The sequence below is a fragment of the Streptoverticillium olivoreticuli subsp. olivoreticuli genome (assembly GCF_003391135.1).
Lineage (GTDB): Bacteria > Actinomycetota > Actinomycetes > Streptomycetales > Streptomycetaceae > Streptomyces > Streptomyces blastmyceticus.
In genome coordinates, this window is the sequence record NZ_CP031455.1 from 2,723,918 (window position 1) to 2,744,353 (window position 20,436).

Sequence of the window (20,436 nt, forward strand, 5' to 3'; positions counted from 1 at the left end):
CCTGTGATGCGATCGGTTCCCGGGACGATACCGACGGCGGTTGCGTCGGCCCATGGGCAGCCGTGAAGTTCTCGCGAAGAGATTAGTGCGCGGGGCCCCGGCGGGCGGAACGCGGGGAAGTTGACGCGATATCACGCCGGGATAACGACCGGCAGTTCACCGATATCCGGACGCCGGAACGATTCGCACACCGGATAATGAATCGGGACACAACGGTGCGCTTCAACCCGGTCCGGGGTACGGGAGAGTGATCGACACCCCACACAACGCCCCTTGACCCGGTGACGAAACTCACTCCGGCGAACTCCGCGGCGGCCAGGGGAATTCGGCCACGGCATGGCCACGGCATTCGTCACGGAAAACATTCGCCCCGGCGCCCTGAGTTCCCCCGGCATTCCCCGGGGCACGCTCAGTGCACGCGTCAGTGCTTTCCGGTCATCAGCCCGCGCAGAAAACGGAGATCGACTTCCTCCAGGGAGCCCACGACCGTGCGCCCGGCGGCGGGCGGGATCGGGGCCACCGACGGCACCGCCACCACCCGGCAGCCGGCCGCCTCCGCGGCCGTCACGCCCGTCATGGTGTCCTCGACGACGGCGCACCGCGCGGGGTCGGCGCCGAGCCGGGCGGCCGCCAGCAGATAGGGGTCGGGGTGCGGCTTCGTCCGCTCCATCTCGTCACCGGCGACGGTCAGCGTGAAGTTCTCCGCGCCCAGCGTGTGCAGCACCCGGTCGATGATCTGCCGGTGCGAGGCGGAGACCAGTGCGGTCGGCACGGAGTGGGCGGCGAGCTCGGCGAGCAGTCTGCGGGCGCCCGGCATCAGCGGCACCCCGTGCCCGATCATCTCGGAGAAGCGCGAGTTGAGCAGGGCGGTCAGCTCGGCCAGGGCGATCTTGGCGCCGGTGGCCTGGATGAGGAAGGAGGCGCTGCGCGCCATGGGGCCGCCGACGACGACCGCGCGGTACTCCTCCAGGAGCTGGTGCCCGAGCTCGGCGAAGACGGCGACCTCCACGTCCCACCAGAAGCCCTCGGTGTCGACCAGGGTGCCGTCCATGTCGAGCAGGACGGCCTGCAGGGCCGATCCGGCGGCCGGACGGGTCTCGACTGCGGGGATGCTGCTGGTCATCCGGGCACACCTCCTGAGGGGACGAGAAGGCCGGCCCCGCCGCACCCGTGAGGGGCGCGACCGGACCGGCCTTCACCGGACCGACAAGTGTACGGCGGACCGCCTCCCGCGTCGCTTCGATATTCGGGAGCCCGCCGGATACCGGCCGTCCCGGCGCCGGGCCTCAGCCCTCGCTCTCGGGCCCTTCCTGGTCCTCCTCCGCCGCGGCGCCGCTCTCGCCGTCCTTGGCCGGGGGCCGCGGCGGGCGCGTACGGCCGCTGGAGGTGTCGCGGAGGTAGGAGCCGTCCGCGAGCCCCGGCTCGGCCGCGAGGCCGCCCGGCTGGCCGTCCCGGCGGCGCAGATAGCGTTCGAACTCACGGGCGATCGCCTCGCCCGACGCCTCCGGGAGGTCGGCCGTGTCCCGCGCCTCCTCCAGCGACTGGACGTACTCCGCGACCTCGCTGTCCTCGGCCGCCAGCTGGTCCACGCCCAGCTGCCAGGCGCGGGCGTCCTCCGGGAGGTCGCCCAGCGGTATCCGCAGGTCGATCAGATCCTCCAGGCGGTTCAGGAGCGCCAGGGTGGCCTTCGGGTTCGGCGGCTGGGAGACGTAGTGCGGCACGGCCGCCCACAGGCTCACCGCCGGGACGCCCGCGTGCGCGCAGGCCTCCTGGAGAATGCCGACGATTCCGGTCGGGCCCTCGTAGCGGGACTCCTCCAGATCCATGGTCCGCGCCAGGTCCGGGTCGGAGGTGACCCCGCTGACCGGCACCGGCCGGGTGTGCGGGGTGTCGCCGAGCAGCGAGCCCAGCACCACGACGAGCTCCACGCCCAGCTCGTGGGCGAAGCCCAGGATCTCGTTGCAGAACGAGCGCCAGCGCATGCTCGGCTCGATGCCCCGCACCAGGACGAGGTCGCGCGACGCCCCCTTGCCGCCGGCACCGCCCGTGCGCACCACGGACAGCCGGGTGGTCGGCCAGGTGACCTTGCGGACCCCTCCGTCCAGCCAGATCGTGGGCCGGTTGACCTGGAAGTCGTAGTAGTCCTCGGCGTCGAGCGCGCCGAAGACCTCGCCCTTCCACTCGCGGTCCAGGTGCGCGACCGCGCTGGAGGCGGCGTCACCGGCGTCGTTCCAGCCCTCGAAGGCACAGATCATGACCGGGTCGATCAGCTCGGGAACCCCCTCAAGCTCGATCACCCAGCGCCTCCTTCCGACCGGGGCGGACGGGTCCGTACCACCGGTTGCAGTTCCGTGCAGTGTTGTTCAGGGTTGTTCAGTGTCGCGCGGCGTCGTGCGGAGGCGTGCCGTGTCGTCCGGAGCGGCCCCCCGCAGCGTTTTCCCTGTCGTGCGACCCCTAAGACTACGACTTCCGCGCCCCCCGTTCGCAGCCCCTGTGCGGGCACTTCCTCACCCCCTCGTACCCCAGTCGCGCCGGTAGGCACGCCAGTCCCCCTCGGTGGCCGCGAAGTCCACGTACAGCGCCAGCCCGAACCGCTGCCGGTCCCCGCCCTCGCGGGTCAGGCCCAGCCGGGCGCCGCGCACGGCGGCCGCGGCCGTCTCCGCGTGGCCGTGGTGGCCCATGTCGTCGGTGTGGAAGAAGGGCAGGCCCATCAGCAGGTCGACCCCGGCGGGGGTGGCCCGGAGGGCGAGCGCCGTCTGCCGGGCCACATAGCCGCCGTAGAGGCTCTCGACCGGCAGGGCGGTGTCGTACGACATGACCGCGATCTGGTCGGTGCGGCGCGCGACCTGCCCGAAGTACTTCTGGGTCCACCACTTGGGACTGCCCATCAGGCGGGCGGCCCGGTGCATCGAGGGCAGCGGGTCGATCTGCTGCGCGGCGACCGAGAGCACCCCGCCCGCGGAGGTGACGGCGGGGTGGAGGGCGTCCAGCAGGGCGAGGAAGGACCCGTCGCCGGAGCGCACGGGCTCGACGTCCAGGTGGACGCCGTCGAATCCGGCCCGCATCACCTGGCGGGAGCTCTCCACCACGGCGTCGCGGGCGGGCGCCGAGTCCAGCCGGAGCCCGTCGCTCCCCTCTCCCGGGCGCACCAGCTTGTCGCCGAGCCACGCCTGTACCCGCACTCCCGGCAGCTCGCGGTGCACGGAGTCGGCCAGCCACCGGGCGCGGGGGTGGGCCGAGGCGGGCAGCGTGCCGTCGTGCTCCAGCGGCCCGGCGTGCACATAGAGGTCGCGCAGGCCCGTCCCCGCGAGCCGGCGCCCCAGCGCGGCCAGGTCCGCGTCGCCCTTGCGGCCGTCGACCCAGGCGTGGCCCAGCCAGACCGCGTCGCGGCCGCGGGTGACCGCGTCGTCCGCGGGGGCTCCGGCATAGGCCGCCCGCAGCGCGCTCCCCGCCAGGACGAGCGGCGCCAGGAGCACCAGGGCCAGGACGACGGCCAGGCGCACGACCAGCCGCCTGCCAGGGCGCAGGCGGCGCAGCGCGGTGAGCGGTCCACGGGTATCCGGCCGGTGCATGGAGAAGATCGCCCCCTTTTTCCTACAGTGACGCGGTCTCCGCCGGGACAGTTGCACCGCCGGGACAGCGCTGAGGGGAGAGACGGCCGATGGCGTCTCTCCCCTCAGCGGGCCTCACCGGGCAGTGGGCGTCAGCCCTTGTCGTTCAGCATGCCCTTGACGCGCGCCCGGACGTCCTCGGTGTCGAGGCCGCGGATCGTCAGCGTCGTACGGCGGCGCAGGACGTCGTCCACCGTCTCGGCCCACTCGTGGTCACGGGCGTAGACGACCTGGGCCCAGATCTCCGGGCCGTCGGGGTGGATGCGCTCGCCGAGCTCCGGGTTCTCGTTGACCAGGCGCGCGATGTCGAAGGACAGCGAGCCGTAGTGCGAGGCCAGGTGGCGGGCGGTCAGCGGGTCCATGCGGGCGCCGGGGTCGCGGTCCACCAGCAGTCGGTGGGCGACCGCGTTGGGGTTGGCGACACCGGGCAGCGGGGTCCGGCGGACGAGGTTGGAGATGGGCTCCATGTCCTCGGTCAGCGGGCTGCCGGGCAGCTTGGCGAGCTTGGCCATGACCGTACGGCCGATGTGGCGGTAGGTGGTCCACTTGCCGCCGGCGACGGAGAGCATGCCGCCCTTGCCCTCGCTGACGACGGTCTCGCGCTTGGCCTGGGAGACGTCACCGGGGCCGCCGGGCAGCACGCGCAGGCCCGCGAAGGCGTACGTCATCAGGTCGCGGTCGAGGTCCGCGTCCTGGATGGAGAACGCCGCCTCGTCCAGGATCTGCTGGATGTCGGCCTCGGTGGCGCGCACGTCCGCCGGGTCGCCCTCGTACTGGGTGTCGGTGGTGCCGAGGAGGAGCTGGTCCTCCCACGGCAGGGCGAAGGTGATGCGGTACTTGTCGATCGGGGTGGCCATGGCGGCCTTCCAGGGCGACTTGCGCTTCATCACGATGTGCGCGCCCTTGGAGAGGCGGATCGACGGGTCCGCGCCCTTGTCCTCCATCTTGCGGAGGTGGTCGACCCAGGGGCCGGTGGCGTTGAGCACGACGCGCGCGTCGACACCGAACTCGGTGCCGTCCTGGCGGTCCTTGAGCTCGGCGCCCGTGACCTTGCCGTGGGTGAAGCGCAGGCCGGTGACCTCGGCGTGGTTGAGGACCACGGCACCGGACTCGACCGCCGCGCGGACCGTCATGACGGCGACGCGCGAGTCGTTCATCTGGTGGTCGTAGTAGACCGCCACGGCCTTGAGGTTGTCCGTGCGCAGACCGGGGTTGTCGGCCTTGGCCTTGGCCGGGGAGATCACCTTGCCGACGCCGTCGCCGAAGGCGGACAGCGCGGAGTAGGCGAAGACACCGGCGCCGAGCTTGGCGGCGCCGACCGGGCCGCCCTTGTAGACCGGCAGGTAGAAGGTCAGCGGGTTGACCAGGTGCGGGGCCACGTCCTTGGCCAGCACCCGGCGCTCGTGGTGGTTCTCCGCGACCAGCTTGACCGCGCCGGTCTGCAGGTAGCGCAGACCGCCGTGGACGAGCTTGGAGGAAGCGGAGGAGGTGGCGCCGGCGAAGTCGCCGGCGTCCACCATGGCGACCCGCAGTCCGGCCTGCGCTGCGTGCCAGGCCACCGAGGTGCCCAGGATGCCGCCGCCGATCACCAGGAGGTCGTACGTCGCGTTGGACAGCCGTTCCCGGGTCTCGGCACGGCCCGGGTTGGCACCGGAGGCCGGGTGCGTTCCCAGGGTCGGAACGCTCTGCGGGGTTGTCATGATTACTCCTCGTCCTCGATCCAGCCCATGGTCCGCTCGACGGCCTTGAGCCAGCTCTTGTACTCGCGGTCACGCGTGTCCGCGTCCATGCGGGGGGTCCACTCGGCGGCCCGGCGCCAGTTGGCGCGCAGGGCGTCGGTGTCCGGCCAGAAGCCGACGGCCAGGCCGGCGGCGTAGGCGGCGCCGAGGCAGGTGGTCTCGGCGACCATCGGGCGCACCACAGGGGCGTCCAGGAAGTCCGAGAGCGTCTGCATCAGCAAGTTGTTGGAGGTCATACCGCCGTCGACCTTGAGCGCGGTGAGCTCGACGCCGGAGTCCTTCGTCATGGCGTCGGTGATCTCGCGGGTCTGCCAGGCGGTGGCCTCGAGCACGGCGCGGGCGATGTGCGCCTTGGTGACGTAGCGGGTCAGGCCCGCGATGACACCGCGCGCGTCGGAGCGCCAGTAGGGGGCGAACAGGCCGGAGAAGGCCGGCACGAAGTAGGCGCCGCCGTTGTCCTCGACGGAGCTGGCGAGCGTCTCGATCTCGGCCGCGCTCTTGATGAGGCCCATCTGGTCGCGCATCCACTGCACGAGGGAGCCGGTGACGGCGATGGAGCCCTCGAGGGCGTAGACGGGCTTCTGGTCGCCGATGCGGTAGCCGACGGTGGTCAGCAGGCCGTTGTACGACTGGACGGGCTCGTCACCGGTGTTCATCAGCATGAAGGTGCCGGTGCCGTAGGTGGACTTGGCCTCGCCCTGCTCGAAGCAGGTCTGGCCGAAGAGGGCCGCCTGCTGGTCGCCGAGGGCGGAGGCGACGGGGACGCCGGCGAGGGCGCCGTCCTTGGCGTGGCCGTAGACCTCGGCGGAGGAGCGGATCTCCGGCAGCACGGCGGCCGGGATCTCCATGGAGGCGAGGATGCGCTCGTCCCACTCCAGGGAGCGGAGGTTCATCAGCATGGTGCGGGAGGCGTTGGTGACGTCGGTGACGTGGCGACCGCCGTCGACACCGCCCGTGAGGTTCCAGATGACCCAGGAGTCCATGGTGCCGAAGAGGATGTCGCCGGCTTCCGCGCGCTCGCGCAGGCCCTCGACGTTGTCCAGCAGCCAGCGGACCTTGGGACCGGAGAAGTAGGAGGCCAGCGGGAGGCCCGTCTCGCGGCGGAAGCGGTCCTGGCCGACGTTGCGGCCGAGCTCCTTGCACAGGGCGTCGGTGCGGGTGTCCTGCCAGACGATGGCGTTGTGGACGGGCTCGCCGGTGTTCTTGTCCCACATCAGCGTGGTCTCACGCTGGTTGGTGATGCCGATCGCCTTGACGTCGGCGGCGGTGATGCCCGCCTTCTCGACGGCGCCGGCCACGACCTGCTGGACGTTGGTCCAGATCTCGGTGGCGTCGTGCTCGACCCAGCCCGGCTTCGGGAAGATCTGCTCGTGCTCCTTCTGGTCGACGGAGACGATGCGTCCGTCGCGGTCGAAGACGATGCAGCGGGAGGAGGTGGTGCCCTGGTCGATCGCCGCGATGAACGGGCCCTGGCCGTGGGTGCCGGTGGTGGTCATGTCTGGTGTGCTCCTGGAAGTCTGAAGGTCTCGGCGGGTGCTCAGAACGCGAGCTTGTGGATGCCTGCGGCGAGCGCGGCACCGACGAGCGGGCCGACCACCGGGATCCAGGCGTAGCTCCAGTCGGAGCCGCCCTTGTTCGGCAGCGGCAGCAGCGCGTGCACGATACGCGGACCGAGGTCACGGGCCGGGTTGATCGCGTAGCCCGTCGGGCCGCCGAGCGAGAGGCCGATACCCACGACGACGAAGGCGGTCATCAGCACACCGGTGCCGCTGACGGCCAGGCCCTTGGTGAGGCCCTGGGTGAGGATCGCGAGCACGAGCACCGCGGTGGCGATGATCTCGGTGGCGAGGTTCTGCACCACGTTGCGGACCTCGGGGCCCGTGGAGAAGACGCCGAGCACCGGGCCGGCCTGGGGGGAGGCGGACTTGTCCACTATCCCCTCGTGGCCCGTGGTCTCGGCGACGATCTCCGGGTCCGTGAGGTGGGCCCGGAACTGACCGTAGTACGCGACCCACACCAGCGTGGCGCCGATCATCGCGCCGAGCATCTGGGAGCCGATGTAGAGCGGCACGTCGCTCCACTTGGTCGCACCGTCGATGGCGAGGCCGATCGTGACGGCGGGGTTGAGGTGCGCGCCGGACGGGTGGGCGATGTACGCACCCGTCAGGACCGCGAAGCCCCAGCCGAACGTGATGGCGAGCCAGCCCGCGTCGAGCGCCTTGGAGCGCTTCAGGGTGACGGCGGCGCAGACGCCACCGCCCAGCAGGATGAGCACGGCGGTACCGATGGTCTCGCCGGCGAAGATGTCGGAGCTGGACACCCGCGACTCCTTTGTCCTTGGTCCAGGGGAAAGGCGAACCCCGGGTCCCTCCGGTGGTCCGCGCCCTCCGAGAGGGCGGTGATCGGTCCCGCGGCAGAGCCCACCATAGCGAATATTGTCGTTAGGCGTTCGACAATGCCGACCGATGAACGGCAGTTTTCTGCACGGTCAAGGGCGCGTCAAGGGTTTCGTGACCGAAAAGTCCCGGCCAACAGGCCGAAAACATTCGATCGATACCCGCCGGTAACCGAACCGCGACCTAAGGCTGTGATCCACCGCCCTCCGCCGGGCTAGAAGCGCCCGGCACCCAGGTCGCGGGAGACCGCGCGAGCGCAGTCCCGTACGGCCGCGACCAGCTGCGCCCCGAGCTCGCCGCCCTCGCAGACGCGCTCCACGGCACCGGTGATGCCCACCGCGCCCACCGGCATCCGGCGCCGGTCGTGGATGGGGGCGGCGACCGACGCCACACCCGCCCAGGTCTCCTCGACGTCCGAGGCCCATCCTCGGGCCCGGGTGAGGTCGAGCACACTCTCGAAATCGGCCAGTCCGGTCACGGTGTGCGGCGTGAACGCCTCACGGTCCGACTCGGTCGCCTCACTGTGCGCCACCGGGTCATAGGCGGAGAGCACCTTGCCCAGCGCGGTGCTGTGCAGCGGCTGCATCGCGCCGACCTCCAGCACCTGCCTGCTGTCGTCGGGCCGGAAGACGTGATGGATGATCAGCACGCCCTGCTGGTGGAGCACGCCCAGATAGACGCTCTCGCCACTGGAGCGCGCCAGGTCGTCCGCCCAGACCAGCGCCCGGGCCCGCAGTTCGTGCACATCCAGATAGCTGTTCCCCAGCCGCAGCAGCTCCGCGCCGAGCTGATAGCGCCCGGACGCGGGGTCCTGCTCCACGAAGCCCTCCTGCTGGAGCGTCCGCAGAATGCCGTGCGCGGTCCCCTTCGCGAGCCCCAGCGCGGAGGCCACATCCGAAAGCCCCAGCCGTCGCTCGCCCCCCGCGAGCAGCCGTAGCATCGCCGCCGCTCGTTCCAGCGACTGGATGGTCCGTGCCATCGCGCAACCTCCTCCACATGCCGTTCGGCAATGCTGAACACTATCGGCCGATGCCGACCGAGAGATAGCTGGCAGCGGCTCGTCCGATGATCGCCGAGGGGCAAGCATGCCCTGGTCAGGCCGTGGTCGTCCCCGTATCAAGCGGTGGGACGCCCCTCCCTTCGGCCGAGTCGGCGGCTACGCTGACGGCGTGCGCCTTCTGCCGGAAGGCGTAAAGCCGACAGCCGTCGCAACCCCGGGAGCACTTCCATGGCCTCGTTCACGCCATCGACCGCAAGCACCGCCCGAGCCTCCGAACTCCGGGAGGCCCTCGCCTCCCGGGTCGTGGTCGCCGACGGGGCCATGGGCACCATGCTCCAGGCGCAGGACCCCACCCTGGACGACTTCCAGCAGCTCGAAGGCTGCAACGAGATCCTCAACGTCACCCGCCCGGACATCGTGCGCTCGGTCCACGAGGAGTACTTCGCCGTCGGCGTCGACTGCGTGGAGACCAACACCTTCGGCGCGAACCTCGCCGCCCTCGGGGAGTACGACGTCGCCGACCGCATCCTCGAACTCTCCGAGGCGGGCGCGCGCATCGCCCGCGAGGTCGCCGACGACTTCACCGCCCGCGACGGCCGGACCCGCTGGGTGCTGGGCTCGGTCGGCCCCGGCACCAAGCTGCCGACCCTGGGCCACGCGCCGTACGGCCGGCTCCGCGACGCCTACCAGCAGAACGTCGAGGGCCTCGTCGCCGGCGGAGCCGACGCGATCCTGGTGGAGACCACCCAGGACCTGCTCCAGACCAAGGCCTCCGTCGTCGGCGCCCGCCGCGCCCTTCAGGCCGCCGGGGCCGACCTGCCGCTGCTGGTCCAGGTCACCGTCGAGACCACCGGCACCATGCTCCTCGGCTCCGAGATCGGCGCCGCGCTCACCGCCCTGGAGCCGCTGGGCATCGACATGATCGGCCTGAACTGCGCCACCGGCCCCGCCGAGATGAGCGAGCACCTGCGCTATCTCTCCCGGCACGCCAGGACCCGCGTCTCCGCGATGCCCAACGCCGGCCTGCCGGTCCTGGGCAAGAACGGCGCGCACTACCCGCTGACCCCCGCCGAGCTGGCGGACGCCCACGAGACGTTCGTCCGGGAGTACGGCCTCTCGCTGGTCGGCGGCTGCTGCGGCACGACGCCCGAGCACCTGCGCCAGGTCGTGGAGCGCGTCCGCGACATGACGCCCACCGAGCGGGAGCCCCGCCCCGAGCCCGGCGCCGCCTCGCTCTACCAGACCGTGCCCTTCCGCCAGGACACCTCGTTCCTGGCCATCGGCGAGCGGACCAACGCCAACGGCTCGAAGAAGTTCCGCGAGGCCATGCTGGCGGGCCGCTGGGACGACTGCGTGGAGATGGCCCGCGACCAGATCCGCGAGGGCGCGCACATGCTCGACCTGTGCGTCGACTACGTCGGCCGGGACGGCGTCGCCGACATGGAGGAGCTCGCGGGCCGGTTCGCCACCGCCTCCACCCTCCCGATCGTGCTGGACTCCACCGAGGTCGACGTGCTGCGCGCCGGTCTCGAGAAGCTCGGCGGACGCGCCGTCATCAACTCCGTCAACTACGAGGACGGCGACGGCCCCGACTCCCGCTTCGCGAAGGTGACCCGGCTGGCGGCCGAGCACGGCGCCGCGCTGATCGCGCTCACCATCGACGAGGAGGGCCAGGCCCGCACGGTCGAGAACAAGGTCGCCATCGCCGAGCGGCTCATCGCGGACCTGACGGGCAACTGGGGCATCCATGAGTGCGACATCCTCATCGACACCCTGACCTTCACCATCTGCACCGGTCAGGAGGAGTCCCGGGGGGACGGCATCGCCACCATCGAAGCCATCCGCGAGCTCAAGCGCCGCCACCCGGACGTGCAGACCACGCTGGGTCTGTCCAACATCTCCTTCGGCCTCAACCCGGCCGCCCGCGTCGTGCTGAACTCCGTCTTCCTCGACGAGTGCGTCAAGGCCGGGCTGGACTCGGCGATCGTGCACGCCAGCAAGATCCTGCCGATCGCGCGCCTCGACGAGGAGCAGGTCAAGACCGCCCTCGACCTCATCCACGACCGGCGTGCCGAGGGCTATGACCCCTTGCAGAAGCTCATGGAGCTCTTCGAGGGCGTCAACATGAAGTCCATGAAGGCGGGCAAGGCCGAGGAGCTCCTCGCGCTGCCCCTGGACGAGCGGCTCCAGCGCCGCATCATCGACGGCGAGAAGAACGGCCTGGAGGCCGACCTGGACGAGGCGCTGCGCGACCGCCCCGCCCTCGACATCGTCAACGACACCCTGCTCGAAGGCATGAAGGTGGTCGGCGAGCTGTTCGGCTCGGGCCAGATGCAGCTGCCGTTCGTCCTGCAGTCGGCCGAGGTGATGAAGTCGGCCGTCGCCCACCTCGAACCGCACATGGAGAAGAGCGACGCCGAGGGCAAGGGCACGATCGTGCTGGCCACCGTCCGCGGCGACGTCCACGACATCGGCAAGAACCTCGTCGACATCATCCTCTCCAACAACGGCTACAACGTCGTCAACCTCGGTATCAAGCAGCCCGTCTCGGCGATCCTGGAGGCCGCCGAGGAGCACCGGGCCGATGTGATCGGCATGTCCGGGCTCCTGGTGAAGTCCACCGTGATCATGAAGGAGAACCTGGAGGAGCTGAACCAGCGCAAGCTGGCGGCCGACTACCCGGTGATCCTCGGCGGTGCGGCGCTCACCCGCGCGTACGTCGAGCAGGACCTGCACGAGATCTACGAGGGCGAGGTCCGCTACGCCCGTGACGCCTTCGAGGGCCTGCGGCTGATGGACGCGCTGATCGCGGTCAAGCGCGGGGTGCCGGGGGCGGTGCTGCCGGAGCTCAAGCAGCGGCGGGTGCCGAAGCGGGAGGCCGCGGTGGCGGCCGCCCCGGAGCCGGAGGGTGCCGTACGGTCCGACGTCGCGACCGACAACCCCGTGCCCGCGCCGCCGTTCTGGGGCACCCGGGTCATCAAGGGCATCGGCCTCAAGGACTATGCCTCCTGGCTCGACGAGGGCGCGCTCTTCAAGGGCCAGTGGGGGCTCAAGCAGGCCCGCGCGGGCGGTCCGACGTACGAGGAGCTCGTCGAGACCGAGGGCCGGCCGCGGCTGCGGGGCTGGCTGGAGAAGCTCCACACGGAGAATCTGCTCGAAGCGGCCGTCGTCTACGGCTACTTCCCCTGCGTCTCCAAGGGCGACGACCTGATCCTCCTCCACGAGGACGGCACCGAGCGCACCCGCTTCACCTTCCCGCGTCAGCGGCGCGGCCGCCGGCTGTGCCTCGCGGACTTCTTCCGCCCGGAGGAGTCCGGCGAGACGGACGTCGTGGGCCTCCAGGTCGTCACGGTCGGCTCCCGCATCGGCGAGGCGACGGCGGAGCTCTTCGCCGCCGACTCCTACCGCGACTACCTCGAACTGCACGGCCTGTCCGTCCAGCTGGCCGAGGCCCTCGCCGAGTACTGGCACGCGCGCGTCCGCGGCGAACTCGGCTTCGCCGCGGAGGATCCGGCGAACGTGGAGGGCATGTTCGACCTCCAGTACCGCGGCGCCCGCTTCTCCCTGGGCTACGGCGCCTGCCCCGACCTGGAGGACCGCGCGAAGATCGCCGCCCTCCTGGAGCCGGAGCGCATCGGCGTCCACCTCTCGGAGGAATTCCAGCTGCACCCGGAGCAGTCGACGGACGCGATCGTCATCCACCACCCGGAGGCGAAGTACTTCAACGCGCGGTGAGGCCTTCCGGCCGGGGGTCCGGGGGTTGCCCCCCGGGAAAACACAGCAACGCGCGGTAGCGCGGTGAAGTGACGGCCGGGGGCCCGGGAGTTGCCCCCGAGGAAACACAGCAACGCGCGGTGAGGCCTCCCGGCCAGGGGTCCGGGGGGTGCCCCCGGGAAAACACAGCAACGCGCGGTAGCGCGGTGAAGTGACGGCCAGCCAGGTCCGGGGGGTGTCCCCCGGACCTGGCGCGGCCGGCCGACGCGGACGCGGCCCGGCAGAAGTCCACGCACCCGCGCCGAGAGTCCATGGCCATGTACGCGTCGGCGTCGCTAAGCACGCGGGCATGAGAACACCGACACGACTGAGAGTGGCCGTCGCCGCCGCCCTCCTCGGGCTCGCGGCCGCGCTCGCCGGGCCCGTGGGCAGCGCGCACGGCGACCCGGCCGCGGGCGCGGATCACGCCGCGGCGGACCGGACGATCGTCGGCGACGTCACCGGCTTCGCGGCGGACGGCGCCGCGTACCGGCTGGCCGCCGGTGCGGCCCGGGTGCGCGTCACCTTCGTCTCCGCCGAGACGTTCCGGATCGAACTCGCCCCCGACGGCGCCTTCACCGACCCCGCCGGCAAGGACATCGTCCTGCCGCAGGGTCCCCCGCCCCGGACCCGCTGGAAGGACAAGGGCGACCGCTACGAGCTGTCCACGACGGCGGTCACCCTGCGCGCGTACAAGTCGCCGCTGCGCTTCGCGCTGTACCGCGCGGACGGCACCCGCGTCTGGTCCGAGGCCAAGGGCCTGAGCTGGGACAAGGACAGCACGGCCCAGACGCTCGCCCGTGGCGCGAACGAGCAGTTCTACGGGGCCGGGATGCAGAACGGCCGCGGCAACACCTCGCACCGCGGGAAGACCGTGGAGGTGGGCGTCGACTACAACTGGGACGACGGCGGGCACCCCAATTCGGTGCCCTACTACCTCTCCTCGGCCGGCTACGGCGTCTTCCGCAACACCTACGCCCCCGGCACGTACGCCTTCGGCGACCCCGTGACGGCCACGGAGAAGGAACGGCGCTTCGACGCGTACTACTTCGCGGGGCCCACGGCCAAGGACGTCATCGGGCAGTACACCGCGCTGACCGGCCGCCCCTTCCTGCCGCCGGTGTACGGGCTGGAGATCGGCGACTCCGACTGCTATCTCCACAACGCCAACCGCGGCGAACGGCACACCCTGGACGCCCTGAAGGTGGCCGACGGCTACACCGCGAACGACATGCCGGGCGGCTGGATGCTCGTCAACGACGGCTACGGCTGCGGCTACGAGAACCTGCCGGACGTGAACAAGGGCCTCGGCGAGCACAAGATGAAGATGGGCCTGTGGACCCAGGACGGCCTGGCGAAACTCGCCGACCAGGTCAAGGCGGGCCAGCGGGTCGCCAAGCTCGACGTCGCCTGGGTCGGCGACGGCTACAAGTTCGCCCTCGACGGCTGCAAGGACGCCTACAAGGGCATCGAGGACAACAGCGACGCCCGGGGCTTCACCTGGGCGCCGGAGAGCTGGTCGGGCGCGCAGCGCTGCGGGGTGCAGTGGTCCGGCGACCAGAAGGGCTCGTGGGAGTACATCCGCTGGCAGATCCCCACGTACGCGGGCGCGACCATGTCGGGGCTCGCGTACACCACGGGCGACGTGGACGGCATCTTCGGCGGCAGCCCCAGGACGTACGTCCGCGACCTCCAGTGGAAGGCCTTCCTGCCGGCCGTGATGACGATGGACGGCTGGGCGCCGAGCGACAAGCAGCCCTACCGCTACGGCGATCCGTACACCTCGATCAACCGCAAGTACCTCAAGCTCAAGGAGTCGTTGCTGCCCTATATGTACTCCTACGCGGCGGAGGCGACCCGCACGGGCGTCGGTCCGGTGCGACCGCTGGCGCTGGAGTACCCGGACGATCCCAAGGCCGCTTCCGACGCCGCGAAGTACGAGTTCCTGTCGGGCGATTCCTTCCTGGTGGCGCCGGTCTACGAGGACTCCGAGGTGCGCGACGGCATCTATCTCCCGAAGGGCACCTGGACCGACTACTGGACGGGCCGCACCTACGAGGGCCCGCGCACCCTGGACGGTTACCGCGCGCCGCTCGACACCCTGCCGCTGTTCGTGAAGGCGGGTGCGAACATCCCGATGTGGCCCGGGATCCGCTCGTACGAGGACCGCACGGCGTCGTCCCCGCTCGCCTGGGACGTCTACCCCAAGGGCACCTCCTCCTTCACCCTCTACGAGGACGACGGCGTCACCCGGGCCCACCGCACGGGCGCGTACACCCAGCAGAAGCTGACGGTCCGCGCGCCGCGCGAGGGCCGGGGCGACATCACGCTGGACCTCGGCGCGTCCAGGGGCGACTTCCGCGGCAAGCAGACGGCGCGGCCGTACGACTTCACGGTCCACAGCGGTGCGGCGCCGAAGTCGGTGGCACTGGACGGGCGGACACTGCCGCGCCTGTCGGCGCCGGGCCGGGGCGAGGGCTGGTGGTACGACGCGTCCGACCGCGGCGGCGTCGTGCACGTGACGACGGGCACCCTGCCGACGGACCGGGCCTTCACGGTCGCGCTGCGTGGAGCGGGCGCGGTCGGGCGGAGCTGATTCCCTGACGATTGCTTGACCGAACGGGCTCTTGCTCGCCCGAGCAAGAGCCCGTTACCTTTTTGCTCATGGAAGCAAGTCACAGCACGGTCAAGCAAAATGGCGGGGCGTCAGCGTCCAGGACCTTCACCGAGGCCGCCCGGCGGGCGCAGATCGTGGGCGCGGCCATCGAGGTCATAGCCGAATCCGGCTACGCCAAGGCGTCGTTCACCCGGATCGCCAAGCAGGCGGGGCTGAGCAGCACCGGGATGATCTCGTACCACTTCTCCGGCAAGGACGACCTGATGCGGGAGGTCGTCGGCGAGGTGCTGCGCGTCGCCGACGCGTACATGCGGCCGAGGATCGAGGCCCGGTCGACGGCGTCGGGCCGGTTGCGGGCGTACATCGAGTCGAACATCGCGCTGCTCAAGGAGTTCCCCAACCACCTTCCGGCGATGGTCGAGGTGTTCGGCAACCTCCGGGGCGAGGACCCGTCGCTGCGCGAGTTCGCCGCCGCGATGGAGGCGGTCGTCGACCTCCAGGTGGAGCGCATGCGGGAGGCCCAGGAGGCGGGCGAGTTCGGCGAGTTCGACCCCCGGGTGATGGTCATGGCCATCAGGGGGGCCATCGACGGCGTGGTGACCCGCGCCGCCAAGGATCCCCGTATCGACCCCGACGTCTGCGGCCGTGAGCTGGCGGACCTCTTCGAGCGCGCGACCAAGAAGGCGAACCGATGACGGCCACGACCCCGGAGACGGCACAGGAGACACCGGAACAGGCGGCGCAGGCGGCGCAGGCGGCCAGGGCCAAGTCCGCCGCCCTGCGCAAACTCGTCGTCCAGCAGCTCCTCTTCGAGCTGGCGGTGCCGCTGGGCGGCTACTACGGCCTGCGGGCCGCGGGCGCCGGCCAGTGGGTGGCGCTGGCGCTGGGCAGCGTGCTGGCGCTGCCGTGGATCGTGTACGGGATCGTCAAGCGCCGCAAGATCGAGGCCATGCCGGTCTTCACGCTCCTGATGATGGTCATGGGCGCGCTGATGTCCATGGTCACCGGCGATCCGCGGGTGCTGCTCATCCGGGACAGCTGGCTCACCGCCGCGTTCGGGCTGTGGGTGCTCGGCACGCTGGCGACCCGGCGGCCGTTCATGCTGACCGCGGCCCGGCCGGTCGTCCTCGCCAAGGCCGGGGAGACCGGCTGGCGTTCATGGGAGTCCCGCTGGGACACCCGGCCCCGGTTCCGCCACGACATCCGGGTGATCACCGCGGTGTGGGGGGCCGTGCTCACCCTGGACGCGGGCGTCCGGGTGGTGCTCGCGTGCACGCTGCCCGTCGACCTGGTCCCCGGCGTGAGCACAGCGCAGTGGCTGGTGGTGCTGGCGGGGCTGCTCGTCTTCCACAACCGGTTCGTCACCCGGCGCGGTCTGAAAGTCCAGGCACCATGGACACCGACGTCATCGTCGTCGGCGCGGGCCCCACGGGCCTGACGCTCGCCAACGAACTGGGCCTCGCGGGCGTCCGCGCCCTCGTCCTGGAGAGGCTGTCCGAGCGCACCGGGCAGTCCAAGGCGGTCAACTTGACCCGGCCCTAAAGGTCCGGGCTTGGAGGTAGCGCCCAACTGGCTGCTGGGTTGGCTCCTCCGCCCAGAAACCCCTATGGGGTGGCAGGGACGCGTGACTCACGCCCCGCAGTCCACACAGCCTCGCCCCTGCAGCCAATGTTGTGGGACGCATTGTCGTCCGCGTGCATGAGAGTCCCGCAGGACCGGCAGGCGAACGTTGCCTGATCGACACGATTCTTCCGGTCGATATAACCGCACTCGGAGCATTGCCGGCTGGTGTACGCCGGATCGACGTACACCAGCGGCACCCCGGCCCTGCGCGCCTTGCACTCCACGAAGGCAGCGAGCTGGTGAAAGCTCCACGAATGCAGTGTGGTCCGCTGGTCCTTCCGGAGCCGTACCCGGTCACGGATGCCGCTCAGGTCTTCGAGGGCGATGCCGCGTCCGGTGCGTTCAGCGGTGGTGACGATGGTCTTGGAGATGATGTGGTTCTGGTTGGCGGCGTGGCGCTGCTCGCGTCGGCTGCGCTTCTTGAGTAGGCGTTTGGCGGATTTGGTGCCCTTGGCCTGGAGCTTCTTGCGCAGGTCGAGTTGCCGTTTGCGGTGCCGGTTCAGGCCGCGCCCGGCGGCCCGGTATCCGGTGGACGTGGTGGCGACGTTGACGATGCCCAGGTCTACGCCGATGAATCCGGACGGGTTCTCGTTCAAAGGTGCCTCGGGCACCTCGCACACCGCGATCAGATAGAACGTGCCGTCGCGTTCGATCAGGTCCGACTCGCCCTTGCGGTGCTCGCGCAGCGTCTTGAGCGCGTCGGCGGAGCAGGTGAAGGGGATATTCCTGAGCCGTCCGGACGTGGTCCAGATGCTGACGGTCCGAGCGTCATACTGCCAGGACAGACACCGGTCGTCATACGGATGTGCCGCGTCCGGGCGGAAGCCGATCGGCTTGGACTCGGCCTTGCTTCGCCGCCTGGATCCTGGCTTGCCGAGGTTCCCGGCCTTGATGTTCGCCTTCAAGGTGGTGTAGGCGTCGCGAACTTTCTTGATGGTGTGCTGTGCGGCCTGCGCGCCGAGACCCGACGCCTTCAGCTCGGCGTAGGTGTGCTTGCGCAGCTCGTACTCACGCGGAACGCCGCGCTCGAACGCTACGGCGGAAACCCAGTTGGCCCGGTCGTTGACCGCGTGCAGGGTCGCCCCAAGTGCGGCTGCCTGCACGGCATCCGGCATCAGTTTGACCTGCACGACGAGCTTCATACCGGCAACCTAACAGGAGGTACTGACAACGGGATCAGTCCATGCTCCTCTGCACGTCAGAGCAGCCGGGAGAAGCGATTCCTCCCGGGCGTAAACGCCCGGGGTTCCTCGCTGGGTGTATTGACCCGCACCGCCGAGATGCTCCAGATGCGCGGCTGGCTGGAACCGGCCCTCGACCGGGCCGTCACCACCCTGCCCGCCGGGAACTTCGCCGGGATGCCGCTGGACTACTCCGCCTTCGACACCCGATTCCCCTGCCAAGTGGGCATCCCCCAGGCCCGGATCGAGGAGTTCCTGCATGCCCGCGGACCCGGAGACGGCCCGCAAGCTGCCGGAGCTGGCCCGCCCCCTCGCACCGTGACATCCCCCGTACGGAGCAACCGGCCGTGCGGGGGCACGCTCCTCCCGGCGCAATGGGAGGGAGATGTCCGAGCACGCGTGGGACCGGCGGCACTTCCTCGGCGCCGTCGCCGGGGCGGGAGCGGGCGCGCTCGTGGCCGGGTGTTCCGACGGGCATGGCTCGGGCCGTCGGCGGACCGGTGGCTCCTGGACGGTCTCGGCGGAGAACGCGCTGCCGGGCGACCGCGATTGGGGCCTGCGGCGCCGCGGCACGGACCGGGCGGTGGAGGGGTACGCGGACCGGGTGAGCGTGCTCCCCGGTGAGCCGCTGCGGTTGCATGTCTCCACCACGGCCGCGGAGTTCCGCGCCGAGGCGTTCCGGATGGGCTGGTACGGCGGCGCGCAGGCCCGCAAGGTGTGGTCCTCGGAGGCGATACGCGGCTCCGCGCAGCCGCTTCCCCACCCCACCGGCCCCACCCGCACCGTCACCGCCGACTGGGGGCCGTCGCTGGAGGTGCCCACGCGCGGCTGGCCGGAGGGCGCGTATCTGATCCGGCTCACCGCCGGTACGGGCGAGCAGCGCTACATACCGCTGACCGTGCGCTCGGCGCGCACGGAGGGGAAGCTGGTGCTGGTCAACGCGGTCGGCACCTGGCAGGCGTACAACACCTGGGGCGGCTACAGCCTCTACCACGGCCCCGGCGGCAAGGACGACGACGGCCGGCGGTCCCTCGCCGTGAGCTGCGACCGCCCGTACGACGGTGACGGCGCGCCGCTGTTCACCACCTACGAGCAGCCCGCCGTCGCGCTCGCCGAGCGGCTCGGACTGCCGCTGGCGTACACGACCACGATGGACCTCGACCGGGACCCGGAACTGCTGCGGGGCGCGCACGGGGTGGTCTCCCCGGGCCACGACGAGTACTGGACCCCGGCGATGCGCGAGCGCGTCACGGCGGCCCGGGATGCGGGCACCAACGTCGCCTTCCTGGGGGCGAACGCCTGCTTCCGGCGCATCCGCCTGGAGCGTACGGCCACGGGCGACCGGCGCCTGGTCGTCTGTTACAAGAGCGACTGGGCCCTCGACCCGATGCTCGGCAAGGACGACGCTGCCGTCACCACGGACTGGCGCGAACCCCCGGCCGCCCGGCCCGAGAACGCGCTCACCGGCACGCTCTACGAATCGAACCCGACCACCGCCGACTACGTGGTGACCGAGCCCGGCCACTGGCTCTTCGAAGGCACGGGCGCCGACCGCGGCACGAGCTTCCGCAATCTGGTCGGCACGGAGTACGACCGGGTCAACTCCGGCGGCGGCACCCCGCGCCCGATCGAGATCGTCGCCCACTCGCCGCTGGTCTGCCGGGGTGTGCGGACGTTCGCCGACTCGGCGTACTACACGGCGCGGAGCGGGGCGGGAGTGTTCAACACCGGGACCATGCGGTGGGTGGAGTCCCTGGCGGGGGACGGCGGCCACGGCATCCCGCCGGACACGGCGCGCTTCACGTCACGGGTGACCGAGAACGTGCTGCGCACCTTCGCGGCGGGCCCGGCGGGGCGGGTGCACCCGGCGGCGGACAACATGGAGGCGTACCACCCGTACGACGGGGACCCGGTGTGGGCGGGGCGGGATCTTTGGTGAGAGCTTCCGGTCCTCAGCGGCCGGACGGGGCCACGGCCTGGGGGTGATGGGCTCCGAGCGCATCATGGAGTTCATCCGCCGAGGTGAGAGTTCTCCATCGCTCGTCGCCGTGGCCGGGGAGTACCCAGACGCGGTCGCCGAGGTATCTGCCCGGAGGCGGGGCAGGAATCTCTCCTCCTACGGCGCACAACGTGACCCCGTCCGACCCGGCGACCCGATACCCCGTACCGAGCGGGACCGGCCACCACATGGCGTGCTCCATGCCGCCCATCAGGTACGGGCCGATGTGGTCACCGCCCGCCTTCAGACGACTGATCGCGGAAGTGGCCCGGGTGAAGTCGACCCGGACCAGGTCCCATCGGCGCCCGATGACCAGCGGGGCGGTCCTGTCGGCGGCCCAGAGGTCGAGGGCGGCGCGGGGGGCGTAGGCGGCTTTGGAGAGCCATCTGGCAACGGCAGTCATCGAGCCACCGGCGCGTCGGTACGGAGAGGTTACGGATGCCCGGCTGGGCTGGTGGGCCGTGGCGTTCGGCGTGTGTTCGCTTGTCACAACCCGGATGATGGTTCTTCACGATGA

Annotated in this window: 13 protein-coding genes and 2 pseudogenes; 6 read left to right on the forward strand and 9 right to left on the reverse strand. The window is 71.0% G+C overall.

Features of this window, described 5'->3' with window-relative positions; all coding sequences use genetic code 11:
* Positions 1-421: 421 nt before the first annotated feature.
* The 7 genes from DXZ73_RS11420 to DXZ73_RS11450 form a co-directional block, all read right to left on the reverse strand.
* Positions 422-1,123, reverse strand: a complete 702-nt coding sequence (locus tag DXZ73_RS11420) for an HAD family hydrolase (RefSeq protein ID WP_116210889.1) — start codon at positions 1,121-1,123, stop codon at positions 422-424.
* 163 nt (positions 1,124-1,286) lie between these two features.
* Positions 1,287-2,297: a PAC2 family protein gene (locus DXZ73_RS11425; protein WP_116210890.1), complete on the reverse strand. Its 1,011-nt coding sequence runs from the start codon at positions 2,295-2,297 to the stop codon at positions 1,287-1,289.
* Positions 2,298-2,507: 210 nt separating this feature from the next.
* Positions 2,508-3,572, reverse strand: coding sequence for a hypothetical protein (locus DXZ73_RS11430; RefSeq protein WP_116210891.1), 1,065 nt, complete (start codon positions 3,570-3,572; stop codon positions 2,508-2,510).
* Positions 3,573-3,703: 131 nt separating this feature from the next.
* The gene (locus DXZ73_RS11435) at positions 3,704-5,311 is read right to left on the reverse strand and encodes a glycerol-3-phosphate dehydrogenase/oxidase (RefSeq protein ID WP_116210892.1); all 1,608 of its coding nucleotides are present in this window, start codon (positions 5,309-5,311) and stop codon (positions 3,704-3,706) included.
* Positions 5,312-5,313: 2 nt separating this feature from the next.
* Positions 5,314-6,846, reverse strand: a complete 1,533-nt coding sequence (gene glpK, locus DXZ73_RS11440; protein ID WP_116210893.1) for a glycerol kinase GlpK — start codon at positions 6,844-6,846, stop codon at positions 5,314-5,316.
* A gap of 41 nt (positions 6,847-6,887) precedes the next feature.
* Positions 6,888-7,670, reverse strand: coding sequence for an MIP/aquaporin family protein (locus DXZ73_RS11445; protein WP_116210894.1), 783 nt, complete (start codon positions 7,668-7,670; stop codon positions 6,888-6,890).
* A gap of 290 nt (positions 7,671-7,960) precedes the next feature.
* Complete coding sequence (locus DXZ73_RS11450; protein WP_116210895.1) at positions 7,961-8,725, reverse strand: IclR family transcriptional regulator; 765 nt, start codon at positions 8,723-8,725, stop codon at positions 7,961-7,963.
* A gap of 249 nt (positions 8,726-8,974) precedes the next feature.
* Here DXZ73_RS11450 and metH point away from each other — a divergent pair, with 249 nt between their 5' ends.
* From metH to DXZ73_RS11475, 5 genes and pseudogenes are all read left to right on the forward strand, one after another.
* The gene (gene metH / locus DXZ73_RS11455; RefSeq protein ID WP_116210896.1) at positions 8,975-12,481 is read left to right on the forward strand and encodes a methionine synthase; all 3,507 of its coding nucleotides are present in this window, start codon (positions 8,975-8,977) and stop codon (positions 12,479-12,481) included.
* Positions 12,482-12,809: 328 nt separating this feature from the next.
* A pseudogene (locus DXZ73_RS11460) lies at positions 12,810-15,086 on the forward strand (TIM-barrel domain-containing protein); the annotation flags it as partial.
* A 77-nt stretch (positions 15,087-15,163) separates the two neighbouring features.
* A complete protein-coding gene (locus tag DXZ73_RS11465) occupies positions 15,164-15,811 on the forward strand; it encodes a TetR/AcrR family transcriptional regulator (RefSeq protein ID WP_116210898.1) in 648 nt (215 codons plus the stop codon).
* Entirely contained in the window at positions 15,808-16,554 is a 747-nt protein-coding gene (locus DXZ73_RS11470) for a VC0807 family protein (RefSeq protein ID WP_205519153.1), read from the forward strand. Before DXZ73_RS11465 ends, DXZ73_RS11470 begins: the two co-directional genes overlap by 4 nt.
* Positions 16,509-16,646: pseudogene (locus tag DXZ73_RS11475) on the forward strand (FAD-dependent monooxygenase); the annotation flags it as partial. The gene DXZ73_RS11470 and the pseudogene DXZ73_RS11475, both read left to right, overlap by 46 nt.
* A gap of 74 nt (positions 16,647-16,720) precedes the next feature.
* Here DXZ73_RS11475 and DXZ73_RS11480 read toward each other — a convergent pair.
* Entirely contained in the window at positions 16,721-17,881 is a 1,161-nt protein-coding gene (locus DXZ73_RS11480; protein WP_116210899.1) for an RNA-guided endonuclease InsQ/TnpB family protein, read from the reverse strand.
* A gap of 424 nt (positions 17,882-18,305) precedes the next feature.
* Between DXZ73_RS11480 and DXZ73_RS11490 the strand changes: the two genes are divergently transcribed.
* The gene (locus DXZ73_RS11490; protein WP_240351306.1) at positions 18,306-19,859 is read left to right on the forward strand and encodes a N,N-dimethylformamidase beta subunit family domain-containing protein; all 1,554 of its coding nucleotides are present in this window, start codon (positions 18,306-18,308) and stop codon (positions 19,857-19,859) included.
* 13 nt (positions 19,860-19,872) lie between these two features.
* On the opposite strand, the gene DXZ73_RS11495 is transcribed toward DXZ73_RS11490, so the two are convergent.
* The gene (locus DXZ73_RS11495; RefSeq protein ID WP_116210901.1) at positions 19,873-20,322 is read right to left on the reverse strand and encodes a hypothetical protein; all 450 of its coding nucleotides are present in this window, start codon (positions 20,320-20,322) and stop codon (positions 19,873-19,875) included.
* Positions 20,323-20,436: the final 114 nt, after the last annotated feature.

Excerpts from the sequence above, each read along its gene's own strand:
- DXZ73_RS11420 (WP_116210889.1), bottom strand. The coding sequence starts at position 1,123 with ATGACCAGCAGCATCCCCGCAGTCGAGACCCGTCCGGCCGCCGGATCG.
- DXZ73_RS11430 (WP_116210891.1), bottom strand. The coding sequence starts at position 3,572 with ATGCACCGGCCGGATACCCGTGGACCGCTCACCGCGCTGCGCCGCCTG.
- DXZ73_RS11435 (WP_116210892.1), bottom strand. The coding sequence starts at position 5,311 with ATGACAACCCCGCAGAGCGTTCCGACCCTGGGAACGCACCCGGCCTCC.
- glpK (WP_116210893.1), bottom strand. The coding sequence starts at position 6,846 with ATGACCACCACCGGCACCCACGGCCAGGGCCCGTTCATCGCGGCGATC.
- DXZ73_RS11450 (WP_116210895.1), bottom strand. The coding sequence starts at position 8,725 with ATGGCACGGACCATCCAGTCGCTGGAACGAGCGGCGGCGATGCTACGG.
- metH (WP_116210896.1), top strand. The coding sequence starts at position 8,975 with ATGGCCTCGTTCACGCCATCGACCGCAAGCACCGCCCGAGCCTCCGAA.
- DXZ73_RS11465 (WP_116210898.1), top strand. The coding sequence starts at position 15,164 with ATGGAAGCAAGTCACAGCACGGTCAAGCAAAATGGCGGGGCGTCAGCG.
- DXZ73_RS11470 (WP_205519153.1), top strand. The coding sequence starts at position 15,808 with ATGACGGCCACGACCCCGGAGACGGCACAGGAGACACCGGAACAGGCG.
- DXZ73_RS11480 (WP_116210899.1), bottom strand. The coding sequence starts at position 17,881 with ATGAAGCTCGTCGTGCAGGTCAAACTGATGCCGGATGCCGTGCAGGCA.
- DXZ73_RS11490 (WP_240351306.1), top strand. The coding sequence starts at position 18,306 with ATGTCCGAGCACGCGTGGGACCGGCGGCACTTCCTCGGCGCCGTCGCC.
- DXZ73_RS11495 (WP_116210901.1), bottom strand. The coding sequence starts at position 20,322 with ATGACTGCCGTTGCCAGATGGCTCTCCAAAGCCGCCTACGCCCCCCGC.